The following is a 17,689-nucleotide window of genomic DNA, read 5'->3' on the forward strand; positions in this document are numbered from 1 at the left end:
AGCGGACCGGCCAATTCGAGGCAACCACCCCCGGGACAGCCCACCCCGGCGCGTCCGTCCTGGGGACGAATCCGATACTGAAGGCATGAGACTCAGCCGTGCCGCTTCCTGGTTCCTGCTCGCCTTCGGAGTGTGGAGCTGGTTCATCTGGGTGTCTTTCGTCCGGAACCTGTGGAAGAACGGCAGTGGTCTGGCCTTCGATGCGGCGGGCGATCCGACTTCCTACTTCTGGGTGCACCTGACGCTCGCCGTGACGTCCTTTCTCCTGGGGACGGCGGTCGGTGTGCTCGGGTTGCGCAGCGTCCTCGTCCTGCGGCGTGAGTCACGCGCGGAGCGTCCGGATCCGGACACCTCGGCATGACGGTCCTGGTCTTCGCCCTCGTCGCCCTGGCGGTCTGCGCCCTGCTGGTCCTGGTCCACCGCTGGCTCTGGATCCGCCTGGTCCGCGACACCACCGCCCCCGGCGGCCGGACCCGGCGCATCGGCACGGCCTTGGCCATCGCCCTTCCCCTCCTCTCCCTGGCCGCGCTCACCACGGGCCGCGCGGGCGCCCCCTTCTGGCTCCAGCAGACGGTGGCCTGGCCCGGGTACCTCTGGCTCGCGGTACTCCTGTACCTGACCCTGACGATGCTGGTCGCGGAGCCGATCCGCGCGCTGTCGCTGCGCCGTCTGGCCCACCGCGACGCCGCCGGACCGGTGGCGGCGCGGCCCGAGCCCGTGGAGGTGCCCGCCGCGGTGGCCCCCGCGGCCGCCCCGGCCCCCGCGGAGCGGCCCGCCGGGGGTGACGGGCTGAGCCGCCGCCGGTTCGTCTCCCGCGCGGTCGGCGGGACGGCCGCCGCCGTGGCCCTCGGCACGGTCGGCGCCGGGACCTACGGGGTCCTGTGCGGGCCGAGCGTGAAGCGGGTGCGGGTCCCCCTCGCGAAGCTGCCGCGCGCCGCACACGGATTCCGGATCGCCGTCGTCAGCGACGTCCACCTCGGCCCGGTGCTCGGCCGCGCCCACACCCAGCGCATCGTCGACACCGTCAACCGCACCCAGCCCGACCTCATCGCCATCGTCGGCGACCTCGTCGACGGCAGCGTCCCGGACCTCGGATCGGCCGCCGAACCCCTGCGCCGGCTCGCCGCCCGCCACGGCTCGTACTTCGTCACGGGCAACCACGAGTACTTCTCGGGCGCCCAGCAGTGGATCGACCACGTCCGCGAGCTGGGGCTGAACCCGCTGGAGAACGCCCGCCGCGAGCTGCCGTACTTCGACCTCGCCGGGGTCAACGACATCCAGGGGGAGCTGGAGGGCAAGGGTCCGGACTTCGGCGCGGCCCTCGGGGACCGGGACCGGACGCGGGCCGCCGTCCTGCTCGCGCACCAGCCCGTCGTCATCCACGACGCCGTCCGCCACGGCGTCGACCTCCAGCTCTCCGGTCACACCCATGGCGGTCAGCTCTGGCCCGGCAACTACCTGGCGGAGCTCGCCAACCCCACCGTCGCCGGTCTGGAGCGCTACGGCGACACCCAGCTCTACGTGTCCCGCGGGGCCGGAGCGTGGGGTCCGCCGGTCCGGGTGGGGGCGCCGTCCGACATCACGGTCGTCGAACTCGCCTCATTTCAGGCCTGATCCGCCTCAAACGTCGAAGCGATCCTCCTCAACTCGCCTTCCGGTGGCTGATATTCCGTGATGGGATGACCGTTAATCGGACAGCGCGGCGCTGTCATCGGGACATGGGGTGGGGTTCAGGGGATGCGGTCTGTCCGCTCGAAGGTAATCGCGGCCGGGCTGGTCCTCGGCGTGGCCGGCGTCGGCGCCTGGCAGCTGCTGCCCGAGGACGGTCACGGCCGCGGTGCCGTCCGCGTCGGCACCAGTGACGTCGTCTCCTCCCTCGACCCCGCAGGGGCGTACGACGCCGGTTCCTGGGCCCTGTTCAGCAACATCTACCAGTCGCTGCTGACCATCAAGCCCGGTTCCGACGCCCCCGTACCGGACGCCGCCTCCTCCTGCGGTTTCGTGGGCCAGAAGCTCACCGTCTACCGGTGCGAGCTGCGCCCCGACGTGAAGTTCGCGAGCGGCCGCGCCATCACCGCGGAGGACGTCAAGCACTCCTTCGACCGCATCAAGGCGATCAACTCCGACCAGGGTCCGGCTCCCCTCTTCAACACCCTGGAGTCGGTCAAGGCCGAGGGGCGCACGGTCACCTTCAACCTGTCCGCGGGCGACTCCACCTTCCCGTTCAAGATCGCGACGGGTGCCGCCTCGATCGTCGACAAGGACAAGTACCCGGCGAAGTCCCTGCGCGAGGACGGCAAGGCCGACGGCTCCGGCCCGTACACGCTGGGCGGCTACAAGGCGGGTACGAGCGTCGAGCTCGAACCCAACGGCTCGTACAAGGGCCAGGGCAAGCCGGCCCACACGGCCGTCACCGTCAAGTACTTCAAGGACTCCGAGCAGCTCGACCAGGCCTGGAAGGCCCACCAGATCGACGTCGCCCACCGGGACATGCCGCCGGACGTGCTCGCCGGCCTCAACCCCGGCCTGAAGGACACCCGCTACCAGGCCTCCGGCGGCAGCGAGATCCGCTCGGTCGTCTTCAACGTCCGTCCCGGCTCCACCGCGGCCCCGCTCGCCGTCCGCCAGGCCGTCGCCGCCGTCCTCGACCGTTCCAAGGTGGCCGTCGAGGTCCACAAGGGGACCGTCACCCCGCTGTACTCCCTGGTCCCGGCGGGCATCGCCGGGCACAGCACGCCGTTCTTCGACGCCTACCCGGCCCCGAACACGGCCACCGCCAAGAAGCTGTTCAAGGACGCCGGGATCACCTCCGCCGTCCGCCTCAACCTCGGCGTGAACGTACGCGGCGCGAACCTGCCCGAGGCCGAGGAGATCAAGCGGCAGCTGGAGTCCACCGGCCTCTTCCAGGTGACGATCAAGCCGGTCGAGCAGTGGAACGACTTCCAGAAGGGGTACGCGGCGGGTGAGTTCGACGCCTACACCATCGGCTGGATCGCGGACTTCCCGGACGCGGACAACTTCCTCGCCCCGCTCGTCGGTACCGACTCGTCCATGAACAACGGCTTCTCCGACAAGCACGTCGACGAGCTGATCGCCCGCACCCAGTCCCACGCGGAGCGGAGCGAGGCGGCCGGCGAGTTCCGCGACCTCCAGAAGCTGGTCGCCCAGCAGGCGCCGATGGTGCCGATCTGGCAGAAGAAGGACTACGTGATGTCCCGCGAGGACGTCACCGGAGCCCAGTACCTGTCCGACGGCACCGGCGTCTGGCGCCTGTGGGAACTCGACTGGCTGTAGCCGCCGGGCTCCCTGCGCCAGGAGCCCGAGGGGAACGGCCTACGCGGGGTCCGTCTCCGGGTGCGGGTCCGAGGCCTTGCGCCGGCCGCCCGCCGTGGCCGTCTGTGCCATGCCCGGCAGGAAGTCCGCGAACAGCTCGTGCACTTCCCGCACCAGCGGCCGCAGCACCCGGAACCGGGCCAGGACGATGCCCCGCGTCGTCAGCTGCGCGCCGCGCTCGGCGAGCCGCCGCGTCTTCTCGCTGTTCGGGGAGCGGTCGAAGACCCAGTACAGGACCAGGCCCATCTGCGAGAGCCACATCAGCTCCGGCAGCACGTCGGCCAGTTCGGCGGGTACCTTCGTCTTCGCCCCGGCCAGCACCTCGCGGTGGATGTCGATCGCGGCCTTGCGCGCCGCCTCCGACTCCGGGGAGAACGGGCTGAGCGGGCTCTCCGGGTCCGCCGCGTTCTTGAAGAACTGCGAGGCGAACTCGTGGTACGGGGCGCCGATGTCCAGCCAGCTCGTCAGTACGCCCGCGAGCCGCTTCTGCAGGTCGGTCTCGTTGTCCAGGATGGGCCGGACCGCCGCTTGGTGGGCGGCGCCGATCCGGTCGTAGAACCCCTGGACCAGGTGTTCCTTCGATTCGAAGTAGTAGTAGGCGTTGCCGACCGAGACGCCGGCCTCCTTCGCGATACCCCGCATCGTCGTCTTGTCGAAGCCGCGCTCCTGGAAGAGGCGGAGCGCGGTTTCGAGGATGAGCGTGCGGGTCTGCTCGCTCTTGGGAGCCTTCTGTTCAGTCACGGTGCACGAGCCTATCGGGGGACGGCGCAGTGGTCGTCACAGGCCGGTCCCTCGGCGCCTTCGGGGTGACCGTCGGTACGCACGGCCTGCCGCCAGGCGGAGGCCGCGTACATCGCCGCCCGGGCGAAGGGGCGGCCGGCCGGGGTGGCGAGCCAGTTCGCCTTCGGCCGGTGCTCGGCCAGGGCCCACAGGCACACGACGAAGGCGTCGGTCCCGGTCCACACCTGCCCCGAGTCCCCGACGACGGTGATCTCCCGGAGCGTCGAGGTGTGATCGAGGCGGGGGAAGCGCCGGTGCGCCTCCCAGGAAGCGGCGGGGACCAGGGCGAGCGGGACCAGCCACCGCTGCCCGAGCAGCCAGTGCCGGATGTGCACGCAGAGCGGGCAGTCGGCGTCGTAGAGGACGGTCAGTCTGCGCACGGGCGCGGCGGCGGTCGTCACGGCTCAGGCCCCGACCGGTGCGGTCCACGCCTGCGGGGGGACGGGCGGGGTCTGCTGGCGCTCCATGATCCCGCGCCGGCGCATCTTGTTCAGCACCCACACGTTGCCGAGGTGCATGACACCGAGGACCAGCAGGACGACGCCGAGCTTGACCGAGAGCGCCTCGAAGAGGGCGCGGGGGGTCAGGATCTCCTCGCTCGACCGGAGGTAGAGGGTCACGAAGCCGATGTTCACGAGGTAGAAGCCGACCACGAGGAGCTGGTTGACGGCGTCCGCGAGCTTCTCGTTCCCGTGCAGGACGTCGCCGATGAAGACACGGCCGTTGCGGCTGAGCGTGCGGGCCACCCAGACGGTGAGGGCGATGCTGATGAGCAGGTAGATGACATACGTGACGACGGTGAGGTCCATTGTCCCCAGCCCCTTTGAACGTGTTCAACTGCTGACAGGCATGACTGTAGGACTATTTTTGAACAAGTTCAAGCGATGATTCGCGGCACCGCGGCGCGGTCGACGGCGAGGCCGTACCGGGGGTCCGGTGCGGGTGTCACGTGGCGGCGCGCGGGCGGCCCTCCGCGGCGTCGCGCCCGGCCGCCAGGCCGAGACGGCCGGCGCCCGCCAGGCCCGCGCGGTCGCCCAGCCGGGCGGTCACCACGTGCGGGACGGCCAGTCCGGTCGTCTGCCCGTCCAAGGCCTCGTGGAGCCGCGCGCGGACCCCGTCGCGGAACCACGGGTTGCGCAGCCAGACCCCGCCCCCGACGGCGATGGTGTGGGGGTCGCACAGGCCCGCGACGAAGCCGATCAGCAGCGCCGCGGCCTCCGTCGCGCCGGCCCGGGCCGCGTCGCACGCGGGCCCCCGCACGCAGCCCTCACCCACGAAGGGGGCGAGGGCCCTGCCCCCCGCCCGCTCGCCGAGCGTGCGGCCGTCGGGCGGCAGCGCCAGCGCGGAGACGAGCCCCAGCGACCCGTGCGCGCCGAGGTCCAGACGCCGGCCCGTGACGAGCGCGACGCCCACCCCCGTCCCGAAGTTGACGAAGGCGACGCGGTCGGCCTCGCCGTGGCCTCCGTACACGGCCTCGCCGAGTCCCTGGGCGCTGACGTCGTTGACCACGGTGACCGGCAGCCCCAGCCGTCCGGACAGCTGCCCGGCCATGTCGTAGTCCCGCAGGTAAGGGAGGCTGCCGCTGCTCACCACCGTGCCCGTGGCCGTGTCCACGGACCCGGTGGAGCCGATCCCCATACCCGTCACCCGGTCCCGCGGACCTGACCGCAGGAGGCCGTCGGCCGCCTTCACGACCGCCTCGGTGACGTCGGCGGACGACGTGAAGCCCCGCGAGTCCACCTCGTGCACGTGGTGCGTCCCGCCCCGGTCGTCCACCAGGGCCACGCGCAGCCTCGTCTTGCCGAAGTCCACGGCTACGGCGTACTCGCTCATGCGCGTCCTCTCGGCCGGGCCGGGGGTCCCGGTTCCCCTACATGCTCAGGGCGCGCGCCTGGTTCACCTGGGACATCACCCACTGGTAGGTGTACGCGTCCACGGCCGGGATCATCGTGGAGTGGTGGCGGCCGCCGCTGGTGACCGTGACCTGGATGTAGCCGGTGGTGGTCTTCTGCTTCATCAGCAGGAACAGCAGACCGAGCAGGCAGAAGAGGAAGAAGACGATCGCGAGCACGATCGCGTGCGGCGGGATCTTCTCCTCGGTGCGCGAGAAGTCGGTCGCGTTCCACATCGCGCCCCTCAGCGGCATGTTGCCCGAAGGGGTGATGATCTGGTCCCCGGCGATGGTGATGTCGCCCAGGGACAGACCGGCCGCGCCGACCGGGGCGGCGTGGTGGGCGGGGGCCGGGATGCCCGCGCCGGCGATGGTCGGCTGGTAGGCCGGGGGCGCCGGGTAGGGCTGCGGGTAGCCGTAACTGGCCTCACCGGGACCCCACTTGTAGTCACCCTGGCCGGGCGAGGCGGGCGTGCCGGGCTGACCGCCCTGGCCGGCGGGGTCGCTCGTGTACGGATTCGGCTGCTGCTCGCTCATGCAGCCGATCCTTCCACAGGGGCTTCCCCCCTGTACCCCCGGTCCCGCAACCAGGTCAGGACGCCGCGGCGAGCAGCTTCGAGAGGTGACCACGCGTCAACGTGCCGTGCCCGCTTGCCGGAAGGCGGGAGCGGCCGACCGTGCGGCGCCCGCCCCCGGTGGCGGACACCCCGCTCGTGGAGCGGCCCGTGCCTGAAGGGCCCCTGACCGCCGCCGCGGCCCGCACGGCCCGTTGATGCTCCTATTGACTGTCAAGCAGCGGTGAGCCAGTCCCGGTAGGCGTGGGCGAGGTCGTCGTCTCGACGGATTCCGCGTTCGAGGGTGGAGATGGTGGCCGGCCAGAGGCCGAAGTGGCGTGCGGCGGCGGTGAGTGTGATGTTCTTGGACTGCCGCAGAGGTCTCAGATCGGCGATGGCGGGGACGGTGACCGTGGTGGTCAGGCAGCGGAATATCTCCCGGGCGATGGCTCGCTTCAGGAGTCGGATGATCTCCCTCTTCGTGCGGCCGGCGGCGGTCTGGCGTGCCACGTACTCGCGGGTGCGGGAATCGCTGGACATGCGGACCAGGGCGATGCGGTAGAGGGCGGCGTTGGCGGCCCGGTCGCCTCCTCGTGAGAGGCGGTGCCGGTTCGTCCGGCCGCTGGACGCGGGGACCGGTGCGGCTCCGCAAAGGGCGGCGAAGGAGGCCTCGGTCCGCATGCGTTCGGGGTTGCCTCCCGCCGTGATCAGCAGTTGGGCCGCGGTGTCGGGGCCGACTCCGTAGGCGGCCCGCAGACCCGGGTTCTGGACGGTGGCCTCGCTGTCCAGGGCTTTGGTCAGGGTCGCGTGCTCGGCGGTCAGCTCTTTGACGCGCCGGGCGAGGATCTTGAGCGCGGCGAGGACTGCGGTGTGGACCGCGTCCCCGGCCGGTCGCAGCCGGGCCAGCGCATTGGTGCGGTCCGTTCCGCTGAGCTGCCCGTATTTGGCGCGGATGCTCTCGGGCGCGGTGAAGAGGATGTGGGTGATCTGGTTCAGGGCAGCGGTGCGGGCCTTGACTGCGGAGCGGGCGGCATTGTGCAGGGCGCGTATGCCGGCGACGGTGTCGTCCTTGGGCGCACTGGAGGCCCGTCCGGACATGACGGCGCGGGCGGCGGCGTAGGCGTCGATGGGGTCGGACTTGCCGATGCGACGGCGTTCGGCGCGGTCGGGACGGTTGACCTCGACGACCGCGTGCCCGTGTTTGCGTGCGGCGCGGGTGAAGCCGGCGCCGTATGAGGAGGTGCCTTCCACGCCGATCGTGATCACCTGGCCGTGGGCATCCAGGAACGCCAGGGCCGCGGCGTATCCGGCAGCGGTGGTGGTGAACTCGGCGTCTGCGAGGCGGCCGCCGTTGTCGCTGATGACCGCGACGTGGACGGTGTCGGCATGGGAGTCGACCCCGCCGAACACATCCTGGTCCGCGATGTCCTGCGCAGCCTCTGATGTCATGCTGATGATGCCTTCCCAACCGGAGGTGGGCACCGGCCGGGTGGCGCAGACAGGACATTGAGGGGGCTTCTGACCAAGCTCCTATCAGGTCATGTTCCGCCCGGCCGGAGCCGTGAGAACAGGTCCCGGCGGCCGGACAGAACAACCGGAGGACAACCCAGCAGGGCGTCAGTCAGTGCCCGAGCCACGACCACCGGAACCTGAGTATCAGCATCAATGTCAGTGCTCACCCCTACTGTCGGCCGTATGGGAACGGTGACCTTCGTCGACGAGACGACCGGCGGCAGCCGCGGGGACGGCTGGGTGCTCGATGTGGCCGAGGAGCGGCTCGCCCTGCGCGAACTGATCCGGCGCAGGGTCTTCCAGGAGGTCGCGGAGTACCACGCTCGGCACTCCGAGGTCTTCCAGGGGCTGGTGCGTCCGGAGGGCGCCGAGCGGAGTCCGAACGGGTACGCCCTGCGGACGCCGCGCCGCATCGACCCGCAGAAGCAGACCGAGCTGGCCCTGAGGGCGTTCGAGCGCAACGGCTTCCTCGTGCTGGTCGGCGACCGTCAGATCACCGGCCTGGACGAGGAGGTCCTCCTGCCACCCGGTGTCGAGGTCACCTTCCTGAAGCTCGTCGCGCTGGTGGGTGGCTGATGGCGCAGGACGTCGCGGTGACGGCCCGCGGGTTCCTCCGTACGGCCCTGGCCCGCAGCACCCCCCGCCGCGTCTACGAGCGGCACCTCGACGAGCTGCGCCGGCTTCCGGAGCCGGACCGGCGCCTGCTGCTGGAGGAGATCGCCGCCCGGTACCGGAGGCAGTGCGACACGGAGCCGGTGCAGGTGGAGCTGCTGACGCAGATCGTGCTCGTCGGCCAGGGCCTGGACGGTCTCCCGCTCGCCGGGGAGCGGGCCGCCCAGCTGGAGAACATCTCCCGGACCTACTGCTTCTGGTACGCGGACCGGTACGAGGCCTTCGCCATGGCCGAGATCGCCGCCGGGCACACGCTCGCACCGGCCGTCGTCGCGGCCGTCCGGCGCAGCGCCATGAGCGCGGACGGCACCGGCCCCCTCGCCGAGTTCGCCGCCCGGCTCACCGCGCCCGTGCTCAACGCCGGAGAGGAATGGGCGGAGCGGGCGATGGCGGACGAGCGGTGGCACGAACTGCTCGCGTACGCGCTGACCGCCAAGGCCGCCAAGCCCTCCGCCGCCTGGGAGAAGGGCGCCCGGGCGGTCCTCGGCCGCGTCGGCGGCGACGTCGCGCGCGAGGCCGTGGTGGCCTGGCTCGCCCTCGTCGGGCGCCCCCGGACCATCGAGCTGGAGCGAGGCCCGCACGAACCGGACGTCAACAACGCCTTCGACCCCTTCAACGCCAACGCCCTGCGCGGACTGGCCTGGATGCTGTCCTTCCTCCCGCCGCACCCCGACGCGGTCCGCGCACTCGGCGCACTGGCGGAGAGCGCGCTGCGCAAGGCCGCCGGCATGGGACCGCGCAACCCCAAGGTGGCCAACGCCGCCGTCAACTCCCTGGCCCGGATGGAGGGCGACGCCGCCCTCGCCGAACTGGCGCGCCTGGGAACCCGGGTGACGTACAAGGGCACCGCCAAGCTCGTCGACGCGGCCCTGGGCGCACGGGCCGCCTCTCTCGGCCTGAGCCGCGAGGAGATCGAGGAACTGGCCGTTCCCGCCCACGGGCTGACCGAGGTGGGCCGGGCCGGGTTCCGGCTGGGCGCGGCGACCGCACTGCTGGAGGTGCGCGGCACCAGGGCCGTGCTCGGCTGGCGCAACGGCGCGGGCAAGCAGCTCAAGAGCGTCCCCGCCGCCGTACGCCGGGACCACGCCGAGGAACTGGGGCAGCTCAAGGCCACCGTCAAGGACATCGACAGGACCCTGTCCGCGCAGGCCGAGCGGCTGGACGGACAGTTCCTGGCCATGCGCAGGTGGGCGTACGGGCAGTGGCGCGCGTGCTACCTCGACCACCCGCTGGTCGGGACCCTGGCACGGCGGCTGATCTGGACCGTGGACGGCACGGCCGTCGGATTCGCGGACGGCCGGCTGCGCACGCTGACGGGCGCACCCCTGGACCAGGACACCGCGCGGGCCACCGTCGAGCTGTGGCACCCGGTCGGCCGGGAGCCCGCGGAGGTGGTCGCCTGGCGGCACTGGCTGGAGCGGTACGAGGTGACGCAGCCCTTCAAGCAGGCCCACCGCGAGGTGTACCTGCTGACCGACGCCGAGCGGAGCACGGGCACCTACTCCAACCGCTTCGCCGCGCACGTCCTGCGCCAGCACCAGTTCCACTCGCTGGCGGCGGCCCGGGGCTGGCACAACAAGCTGCGCCTGTGCGTGAACGACGACGCCCCGCCGGCCACCCGCGAGCTGCCGCACTGGGGGCTGCGCGCCGAATACTGGATCGAGGGCGACGGGCACGAGTACGGGCTCGACACCACCGAGTCCGGGAGCTACCTGCGGCTGCGGACCGACCAGGTGCGCTTCTACCCGGTCGACGCCCCGCAGAACGAGGCGAGCGCGTACGGCGGCGAGTACCGGATGCACGTCGGCGACGGCCGGGACCCCGTCGACCCGCTGCCGCTCACCCGGATACCGGCGCTGGTGCTGAGCGAGGTGCTGCGGGACGTCGACCTCTTCGTCGGCGTGGCCGGCATCGCCAACGATCCGGCCTGGTCCGACGGCGGACCCGAGGGGCACCTGCGCGACTACTGGACCTCGCAGGGTCTGGGTGAGCTGAACCAGAGCGCCGAGACCAGGCGGGTGCTGCTGGAGCGGCTGGTGCCGCGGCTGGCCATCGCAGGCCGCTGCACCGTCGAGGGCCGCTTCCTGCACGTGCGGGGCGAACTGCGCACGTACAAGATCCACCTCGGCTCGGGCAACGTCCTGATGACGCCGAACGACCGGTACCTGTGCATCGTGCCGGGCGCCTCCGGCGGCGCCGTCCCCGAGACCGGCCATCTGCCCTTCGAGGGGGACCGCACCCTCGCCGTCATCCTCTCCAAGGCGATGCTCCTCGCGAAGGACACCGAGATCACCGATCCGACGATCACCAGCCAGATCCGCGGCTGACGGGCCCGGAGGGTACGGCGAGGGCCCCGCCCCCGGACGAACCGGGGACGGGGCCCTCGTACAGGCAGGGACCCGCAGGTCAGAAGCGGCGCGTGATCAGCGCACGCTTGACTTCCTGGATCGCCTTCGTGACCTCGATGCCACGCGGGCACGCGTCGGTGCAGTTGAAGGTCGTGCGGCAGCGCCACACGCCGTCCTTGTCGTTCAGGATCTCCAGCCGCTGCTCGCCGGCCTCGTCACGCGAGTCGAAGATGAAGCGGTGCGCGTTGACGATCGCCGCCGGGCCGAAGTACTGGCCGTCGTTCCAGAACACCGGGCACGAGGACGTGCACGCGGCGCACAGGATGCACTTGGTGGTGTCGTCGAAGCGCTCGCGGTCCTCGGCGGACTGCAGGCGCTCGCGCGTCGGCTCGTTGCCCTTGGTGACCAGGAACGGCATGACGTCGCGGTACGCCTGGAAGAAGGGCTCCATGTCGACGACGAGGTCCTTCATCACCGTGAGGCCCTTGATGGCCTCGATGGTGATCGGCTTCTCCGGGTTGATGTCCTTGATCAGCGTCTTGCAGGCGAGCCTGTTCTTGCCGTTGATCCGCATCGCGTCGGAGCCGCAGATGCCGTGCGCGCACGAGCGGCGGAAGGTCAGCGTGCCGTCGAGGTCCCACTTGATCTTGTGGAGACCGTCGAGCACGCGCTCCTTCGGGTCGATCTCGATCTGGAAGTCCTGCCAGATCGACTCTTCCGAGATCTCCGGGTTGAAGCGGCGGATCCGGAAGGTGACCGTGATGAAGGGCGAGGCCGCGGCCGCGGCCTCCATCTTGTCCAGGGTCGGGGTGGCCATCAGTACTTACGCTCCATCGGCTGGTAGCGGGTGACGACGACAGGCTTGTAGTCCAGCCGGACGGAGTCCTTGCCGTCATCGCCGACCTCGCGGTACGCCATGGTGTGGCGCATGAAGTTGACGTCGTCGCGGTTGGGGTAGTCCTCGCGGTAGTGACCGCCGCGGGACTCCTTGCGCGCCAGCGCGGACACGGCCATGACCTCGGCCAGGTCGAGCAGGTTGCCCAGCTCGATGGCCTCCAGCAGGTCCGTGTTGAAGCGCTTGCCCTTGTCCTGGACGGACACGTTCTTGTAGCGCTCGCGCAGTTCCGCGATCTTCTCGACCGCGGTCTTGATGGTCTGCTCCGTACGGAACACCATCACGCACGCGTCCATCGTCTCCTGGAGCTCCAGACGCAGGTCGGCGACCCGCTCGTTGCCCGTGGAGTTGCGCAGGCGCTCGACCTGGTCCGCGACGAGCTGTGCCGGGTTCTCCGGGAGCTCGACGAAGTCGTTCTCCTGGGAGTACTTGGCTGCGGCGATGCCGGAGCGCTTGCCGAAGACGTTGATGTCCAGCAGCGAGTTGGTGCCGAGGCGGTTGGCGCCGTGCACCGACACGCACGCGACCTCGCCGGCCGCGTACAGGCCCGGGACGACGGTGGTGTTGTCCGCCAGGACCTCACCCTCGACGTTGGTCGGGATGCCGCCCATGGCGTAGTGCGCGGTGGGCTGGATCGGGATCGGGTCCGTGTACGGCTCGATGCCCAGGTAGGTGCGCGCGAACTCGGTGATGTCCGGGAGCTTCGCGTCGAGCTGCTCCGGCGGGAGGTGCGTGAGGTCCAGGTACACGTGGTCACCGGCCGGACCGCAGCCGCGGCCCTCACGGATCTCGGTGTAGATGGAGCGCGAGACGACGTCACGGGACGCGAGGTCCTTCATGACCGGCGCGTACTTCTCCATGAAGCGCTCGCCGTCCTTGTTGCGGAGGATGCCGCCCTCACCGCGGGCGCCCTCCGTCAGCAGGATGCCCATGCGCCAGATGCCCGTCGGGTGGAACTGGAAGAACTCCATGTCCTCCAGCGGCAGGCCGCGGCGGTAGCAGGCCGCCTGGCCGTCACCCGTGAGGGTGTGCGCGTTGGAGGTCACCTTGAAGAACTTGCCGGTGCCGCCGGAGGCGTAGATGACGGCCTTGGCCTGGAACACGTGGATCTCGCCGGTGGCGAGCTCGTACGCGACCACACCGGCCGACTTCTTGACGCCGTCCTCCTCGACCAGGAGCTGGTCCAGGACGTAGAACTCGTTGAAGAACTCCACGCCCTCCTTGACGCAGTTCTGGTACAGCGTCTGGAGGATCATGTGACCGGTGCGGTCCGCGGCGTAGCAGGACCGGCGGACCGGCGCCTCGCCGTGGTTGCGCGAGTGGCCGCCGAAGCGGCGCTGGTCGATGGTGCCGTCCGGGGTGCGGTTGAACGGCAGGCCCATCTTCTCCAGGTCGAGGACCGCGTCGATGGCCTCCTTCGCCAGGATCTCGGCGGCGTCCTGGTCGACCAGGTAGTCACCACCCTTGACCGTGTCGAAGGTGTGCCACTCCCAGTTGTCCTCTTCCACGTTGGCCAGCGCGGCGGCCATGCCGCCCTGCGCGGCGCCCGTGTGGGAGCGGGTGGGGTAGAGCTTCGTCAGCACCGCGGTGCGGCTGCGCTTCGTCGACTCGATGGCGGCGCGCATGCCCGCGCCACCCGCGCCGACGATGACGGTGTCGTACTTGTGGATCTTCATTGGTTTCGCCTCAGCCCCGTTGCCTAGCGGATGTTCGGGTCGAAGGTGAAGATCACCAGCGTGCCCAGAAGGATGGTGAACACCGTGGCGGTGTAGAGCAGGCCCTTCAGCCACAGCCGCGTGTTGGCGCGCTCCGCGTAGTCGTTGATGACGGTACGCAGGCCGTTGGCGCCGTGCAGCATGGCCAGCCACAGCATCAGCAGGTCCCAGACCTGCCAGAACGGGGACGCCCAGCGGCCGGCCACGAAGGCGAAGCCGATCTTGGACACGCCGCCGTCGAGCACCAGCTGGATCAGCAGGTGGCCGATGACCAGGACGACGAGCACGATGCCCGAGAGGCGCATGAAGAGCCACGCGACCATCTCGAAGTTGCCGCGGGTCGAGCGCGGGGTCTTGCCGGTCCGCTTGCGCGGGGCCTCGATGTAAGGCGCCGGGTTGTCGACGTCGTAGAGGGACACGCCCTCGACGTCACCGATGCCCTTGTCGAAAGAAGTGTCAGAAGACATGCGTGTCACTTCCCGAACAGTTCAAGGTAGGCGTGGCCCAGGACGGGGTAGAGGGCCCCGCCCATCAGCACGATCCAGGTGATCACGACGGTCCAGAGCATCTGCTTCTGGTAGCGCGGTCCCTTGGACCAGAAGTCCACGGCGATGACACGGAGACCGTTGAGCGCGTGGAACAGGATGGCGGCGACGAGGCCGTACTCCAGCAGCGCGACGATCGGAGTCTTGTAGGTAGCCACGACATCGTCGTACGCCTCGGGGGAGACGCGGACGAGAGCGGTGTCGAGGACGTGTACGAACAGGAAGAAGAAGATGAGGACGCCGGTGACTCGATGAGCCACCCAGGACCACATTCCTTCCCGGCCGCGGTACAACGTTCCAGCCGGCACGGAAAACCCTCCGGAAGCGGGGCGGGGGCCAGCCGGCTTCTTTGTCGGTCGGGCCCGGCCGGGTACGGTCCACCGGCCCCGGACATCGTAGCGACGCTTTGTCGGTTCCCTTGCGCGGGGTCCATCGGTGTGATCAAACAGGCACGGACGGGCTATCCCACAGGGGCGAATAGCCCGATTTCCGTGGCAGTCAGCCCATCGGGCGAGGTCAGCCAGCGTGTCAGATCCCGCAGCCGGGCCTGCGCGACACGGCGCAGCTCGTCCGCGGAGATCGAGCGCTCCTCGTCGACCTCGTGGGCCATCCGGCGGCGGATCGCACCCAGCAGCTGGTCGGCCTGCTCCTCCGGCGGGTACCCGTCGAGGCAGATCACGAAGGCGTGGCCGAACTTCCGTTCGTACTCCGCGTGGGCCGCGTCGAGGGCCAGCAGCGCCGCGTACGGAGCCCCGTGGTCCAGCTCCGCCGAGCACTCCGCGGCCAGCGCCTCGCTGAGGTCGCCCTGCGAGAGGTCGTACGAGGCCTCGTCGGCGGCGGCGAGCAGGGCCCCGGGATCCGGGTAGGGGCGGTGCGCCGCCACCCGGTGGGCCCAGCGACGGCTCCCGCAGCAGTGCAGCAGGACGGCCCGGGCGGTTTCGGGGGACAGGGTGTTGAACCGAGCCAGTCCGAAGCCGTGCGGAGGGTCGGAGCTTCCCTGGGATCCGGTCCGGGAGGTGCGCCCCGGGGCCTGTGCCGGAAGGTGGCTGGACAGCGCGGGGCTCCTCGGGGCGCGGCGGGGGTGTACCGCAACGCTATCGACGCAGGGCAGGGTGTGTCGTACCGATTCGGGGATTTCACCCGGAAGTGAGCCGAAAGGATGACGTGAGCGCCACGGGCAGGCATGGTGAGGGGCCCGGGAAGGGGAGGGCGACCGAGGCCGCCACCCCCCACAGGAGAGGCCCCGGCCGCCATCCGTCACGGGCTCGTGCGACAAGCCCGTACCCCTCTCAGCGCCTCGGGTGCGTTTTGTGTCACACCTCGCTCCGCACAGGATTGGTTGCGCGTTGTATCACTCGTGGACGAGAGGTGCTTGAAAGCCGTAACGTGCTGATTTGCGCCACACGTACAGGACAGTGAACGGGTTGGGGACTTTGCTGGGGGACGACGCGGAGCTGACCGCCGCGGTGCTCGCGGCACAGGACGGCGACGAGAACGCGTTCCGTGCTGTGTACCGCGCCGTGCACCCACGGCTGCTGGGGTACGTACGCACGCTCGTCGGGGACGGCGACGCGGAGGACGTGACCTCGGAAGCCTGGCTGCAGATCGCCCGCGACCTCGACTCCTTCACCGGCGACGCCGACCGCTTCCGCGGCTGGGCGGCCCGTATCGCACGCAACCGCGCCCTCGACCACATACGGATGCGCGGCCGCCGGCCCGCCATCGGCGGCGACGACACCGAGCTGACGAGCTGGGCCGCCGAGTCCGACACAGCGGGCGCGGCCATGGAGTCCCTCTCCACCGGGCGGACCATGGCGCTCATCGCGCAGCTTCCGCAGGACCAGGCCGAGGCCGTCGTCCTGCGCGTCGTGGTGGGGCTGGACGCCAAGAGCGCGGCCGAGACCCTGGGCAAGCGGCCCGGCGCGGTACGGACCGCGGCCCACCGGGGCCTGAAGAAACTGGCCGAGCTGCTCGGTCCGGAGGGCGGCTTCGAGCCGGTCCCGGACACCGGCTCGGAACCGGGCCCGGTGGTCGGCCATAATGCCCGTGGCCAGGCATGGGGCGGCGGGGGCGGGAGGGATCTCGACGCCGTACCCGCGCAGCGTGGCCGGAGCGGGGGCTTCGCAGAACAAACCGGTGTGACGGATTCACGTTGGCGGACGCAGAAGGACATGTGATGGCCGACGAGCGCGACAGGTGGCTGGACGAAGTCGCGGCGGAAAAACTGCTGCGCGGCGAACCGGTGGAACCTGTGGGCCCCGCCGCCGGTCAGCGTGCCCGCGACGAGGCCGCCCGGCTGCGTGCCGCCCTGGACGCCCTGGGCGGCGTGACCTGCTCGCTGCCCGCGGGCGCGGAACTGCCCGGTGAGGCCGCGGCCCTGGCCGCCTTCCGCGCGGCGCGCGGTGGCGCGCGCCCTTCCACGGCGCCTTCCGAGGCTTCTTCCGTGGCTTCTTCCGTGGCGGCCGTGTCCACAGAACCCCTGGTCGACCTCGGCCATGCCGTCGTTCCCGCACCCGCCCGCCGGCGCGGCCGGGCCGTGGGCTTCGGCCTGGCGGCGGCCCTGGCCAGTGTCGCCGTCGGCGGACTGGCGGCCGCGGCAGGCGCCGGGCTGCTGGAGCGGTCCGGGCACGACAGCGCGGGACCCGGTCCGGCGATGTCCGTGAGCGCGGGCGAGGATCCGGCCCCGGGCGTCGGCAGCGGAGCTCCGAGCGCCACTCCGAAACCGACGCCCACCCCGCTGTCGAGTGGCTCGAATCCGACGGCCGCCGCGGGTACGGTGCAGCCGCCCGGTACGGACGGGCGTGCGGCGACACCCGGTTCCGGCGCGAGCGCCGGAACCTCCTCGGGCTCGTCGGCGACGGCCGGCTCGGGCAAGGACCTCCAGGGCGGCACGGCCGCCGTGGGCGGTACGGGTGCCAAGGACGGCGACCGGGACACCTTCGGCGGCGGCGACACGGGTGGCAGGGACCGCGACCGCGACGGCGAGAACCGTCTGGGGGTCGCCGACCTGTGCAAGGAGTTCAAGGCCGGCCGGCTCGACGAGACCCGCCGTGAGCGGCTCTCGCGCCTGGCCAACGGCCTCACCCGGATTCCGGACTACTGCAAGGCGGTGCTCGCCGACGGGGGCTCCGCCGGCGGCAAGCGCAGCGACACCCAGCTGGGCGGGACGCTCCGGGCGCCGACGCTGACGCCGGCGATTCCGCGGGGTTCCGTCGACCTGCGTACCGGCCGCTGACGCGCGTGCCGATCCATGCGCCGAGCTGCCTGTAACACTTTTCGAACCGGCGGCGCAGTACATATCGAGCCGACTGGTCATCGGCCGCGCATGAGCCGGGGTTCCCCCCGTACCCCTGGGCTCTGCGCAACCGGCGCGGGCGGGGCACGTTCCCCCGGCCCTGCCCGCGCCCATTACTTCCGACCTCTCGCCCCCGGGCGCAGGGGGCT

Annotated in this window: 18 protein-coding genes; 7 read left to right on the forward strand and 11 right to left on the reverse strand. The window is 71.0% G+C overall.

The genetic code is table 11. The features are described from left to right. The first annotated feature begins 85 nt into the window (after positions 1 to 85). The 3 genes from DEJ51_RS20455 to DEJ51_RS20465 all read left to right on the forward strand — a co-directional run bounded on the left by DEJ51_RS20455 (position 86) and on the right by DEJ51_RS20465 (position 3,294). Positions 86 to 361: an SCO4848 family membrane protein gene (locus tag DEJ51_RS20455; protein ID WP_150258863.1), complete on the forward strand. Its 276-nt coding sequence runs from the start codon at positions 86 to 88 to the stop codon at positions 359 to 361. After that, the gene (locus DEJ51_RS20460; RefSeq protein WP_150258864.1) at positions 358 to 1,614 is read left to right on the forward strand and encodes a metallophosphoesterase; all 1,257 of its coding nucleotides are present in this window, start codon (positions 358 to 360) and stop codon (positions 1,612 to 1,614) included. Before DEJ51_RS20455 ends, DEJ51_RS20460 begins: the two co-directional genes overlap by 4 nt. A 123-nt stretch (positions 1,615 to 1,737) precedes the next feature. Continuing rightward, positions 1,738 to 3,294, forward strand: coding sequence for an ABC transporter substrate-binding protein (locus DEJ51_RS20465; RefSeq protein ID WP_150258865.1), 1,557 nt, complete (start codon positions 1,738 to 1,740; stop codon positions 3,292 to 3,294). A gap of 39 nt (positions 3,295 to 3,333) precedes the next feature. Here the strand turns inward: DEJ51_RS20465 and DEJ51_RS20470 are convergent, their stop codons facing one another. The 6 genes from DEJ51_RS20470 to DEJ51_RS20495 all read right to left on the reverse strand — a co-directional run bounded on the left by DEJ51_RS20470 (position 3,334) and on the right by DEJ51_RS20495 (position 8,007). Beyond that, entirely contained in the window at positions 3,334 to 4,074 is a 741-nt protein-coding gene (locus DEJ51_RS20470) for a TetR family transcriptional regulator (RefSeq protein WP_190620508.1), read from the reverse strand. 11 nt (positions 4,075 to 4,085) lie between these two features. Continuing rightward, entirely contained in the window at positions 4,086 to 4,514 is a 429-nt protein-coding gene (locus DEJ51_RS20475) for a thiol-disulfide oxidoreductase DCC family protein (RefSeq protein WP_223835898.1), read from the reverse strand. 3 nt (positions 4,515 to 4,517) lie between these two features. Continuing rightward, on the reverse strand, positions 4,518 to 4,922 hold the full coding sequence (locus tag DEJ51_RS20480) for a hypothetical protein (protein ID WP_150258867.1): 405 nt from the start codon (positions 4,920 to 4,922) through the stop codon (positions 4,518 to 4,520). Positions 4,923 to 5,058: 136 nt separating this feature from the next. After that, positions 5,059 to 5,946, reverse strand: a complete 888-nt coding sequence (locus DEJ51_RS20485) for an ROK family protein (RefSeq protein ID WP_150258868.1) — start codon at positions 5,944 to 5,946, stop codon at positions 5,059 to 5,061. 37 nt (positions 5,947 to 5,983) lie between these two features. After that, the gene (locus DEJ51_RS20490) at positions 5,984 to 6,541 is read right to left on the reverse strand and encodes a hypothetical protein (RefSeq protein ID WP_150258869.1); all 558 of its coding nucleotides are present in this window, start codon (positions 6,539 to 6,541) and stop codon (positions 5,984 to 5,986) included. A gap of 251 nt (positions 6,542 to 6,792) precedes the next feature. Then, positions 6,793 to 8,007 (reverse strand): IS110 family transposase, encoded by a 1,215-nt coding sequence (locus DEJ51_RS20495; protein WP_150257863.1) that lies wholly within the window; start codon positions 8,005 to 8,007, stop codon positions 6,793 to 6,795. A 246-nt stretch (positions 8,008 to 8,253) separates the two neighbouring features. Here DEJ51_RS20495 and DEJ51_RS20500 point away from each other — a divergent pair, with 246 nt between their 5' ends. After that, positions 8,254 to 8,646, forward strand: coding sequence for a hypothetical protein (locus DEJ51_RS20500; protein ID WP_150258870.1), 393 nt, complete (start codon positions 8,254 to 8,256; stop codon positions 8,644 to 8,646). After that, on the forward strand, positions 8,646 to 11,069 hold the full coding sequence (locus tag DEJ51_RS20505) for a DUF4132 domain-containing protein (protein ID WP_150258871.1): 2,424 nt from the start codon (positions 8,646 to 8,648) through the stop codon (positions 11,067 to 11,069). Before DEJ51_RS20500 ends, DEJ51_RS20505 begins: the two co-directional genes overlap by 1 nt. A gap of 79 nt (positions 11,070 to 11,148) precedes the next feature. Here the strand turns inward: DEJ51_RS20505 and DEJ51_RS20510 are convergent, their stop codons facing one another. From DEJ51_RS20510 to DEJ51_RS20530, 5 genes are all read right to left on the reverse strand, one after another. Next, positions 11,149 to 11,907, reverse strand: a complete 759-nt coding sequence (locus tag DEJ51_RS20510; RefSeq protein ID WP_150258872.1) for a succinate dehydrogenase iron-sulfur subunit — start codon at positions 11,905 to 11,907, stop codon at positions 11,149 to 11,151. Then, positions 11,907 to 13,661 carry a succinate dehydrogenase flavoprotein subunit gene (gene sdhA, locus DEJ51_RS20515; RefSeq protein WP_150258873.1) on the reverse strand — a complete coding sequence of 585 codons (1,755 nt, stop codon included), beginning with the start codon at positions 13,659 to 13,661 and terminating at the stop codon, positions 11,907 to 11,909. Before sdhA ends, DEJ51_RS20510 begins: the two co-directional genes overlap by 1 nt. A gap of 23 nt (positions 13,662 to 13,684) precedes the next feature. After that, a complete protein-coding gene (locus DEJ51_RS20520; RefSeq protein WP_150258874.1) occupies positions 13,685 to 14,167 on the reverse strand; it encodes a succinate dehydrogenase hydrophobic membrane anchor subunit in 483 nt (160 codons plus the stop codon). Positions 14,168 to 14,172: 5 nt separating this feature from the next. Beyond that, the gene (sdhC, locus tag DEJ51_RS20525) at positions 14,173 to 14,553 is read right to left on the reverse strand and encodes a succinate dehydrogenase, cytochrome b556 subunit (RefSeq protein ID WP_078909238.1); all 381 of its coding nucleotides are present in this window, start codon (positions 14,551 to 14,553) and stop codon (positions 14,173 to 14,175) included. 152 nt (positions 14,554 to 14,705) lie between these two features. Beyond that, positions 14,706 to 15,212, reverse strand: a complete 507-nt coding sequence (locus DEJ51_RS20530; RefSeq protein WP_223836193.1) for a 2-oxo-4-hydroxy-4-carboxy-5-ureidoimidazoline decarboxylase — start codon at positions 15,210 to 15,212, stop codon at positions 14,706 to 14,708. Between the two features lie 466 nt (positions 15,213 to 15,678). Here DEJ51_RS20530 and DEJ51_RS20535 point away from each other — a divergent pair, with 466 nt between their 5' ends. Then, positions 15,679 to 16,422 carry an RNA polymerase sigma factor gene (locus tag DEJ51_RS20535; protein ID WP_150262045.1) on the forward strand — a complete coding sequence of 248 codons (744 nt, stop codon included), beginning with the start codon at positions 15,679 to 15,681 and terminating at the stop codon, positions 16,420 to 16,422. Continuing rightward, the gene (locus tag DEJ51_RS35585; RefSeq protein ID WP_150258875.1) at positions 16,422 to 17,480 is read left to right on the forward strand and encodes a hypothetical protein; all 1,059 of its coding nucleotides are present in this window, start codon (positions 16,422 to 16,424) and stop codon (positions 17,478 to 17,480) included. Before DEJ51_RS20535 ends, DEJ51_RS35585 begins: the two co-directional genes overlap by 1 nt. Positions 17,481 to 17,689: the final 209 nt, after the last annotated feature.

The organism is Streptomyces venezuelae (genome assembly GCF_008642275.1).
Taxonomy (GTDB): Bacteria; Actinomycetota; Actinomycetes; order Streptomycetales; family Streptomycetaceae; genus Streptomyces; species Streptomyces venezuelae_E.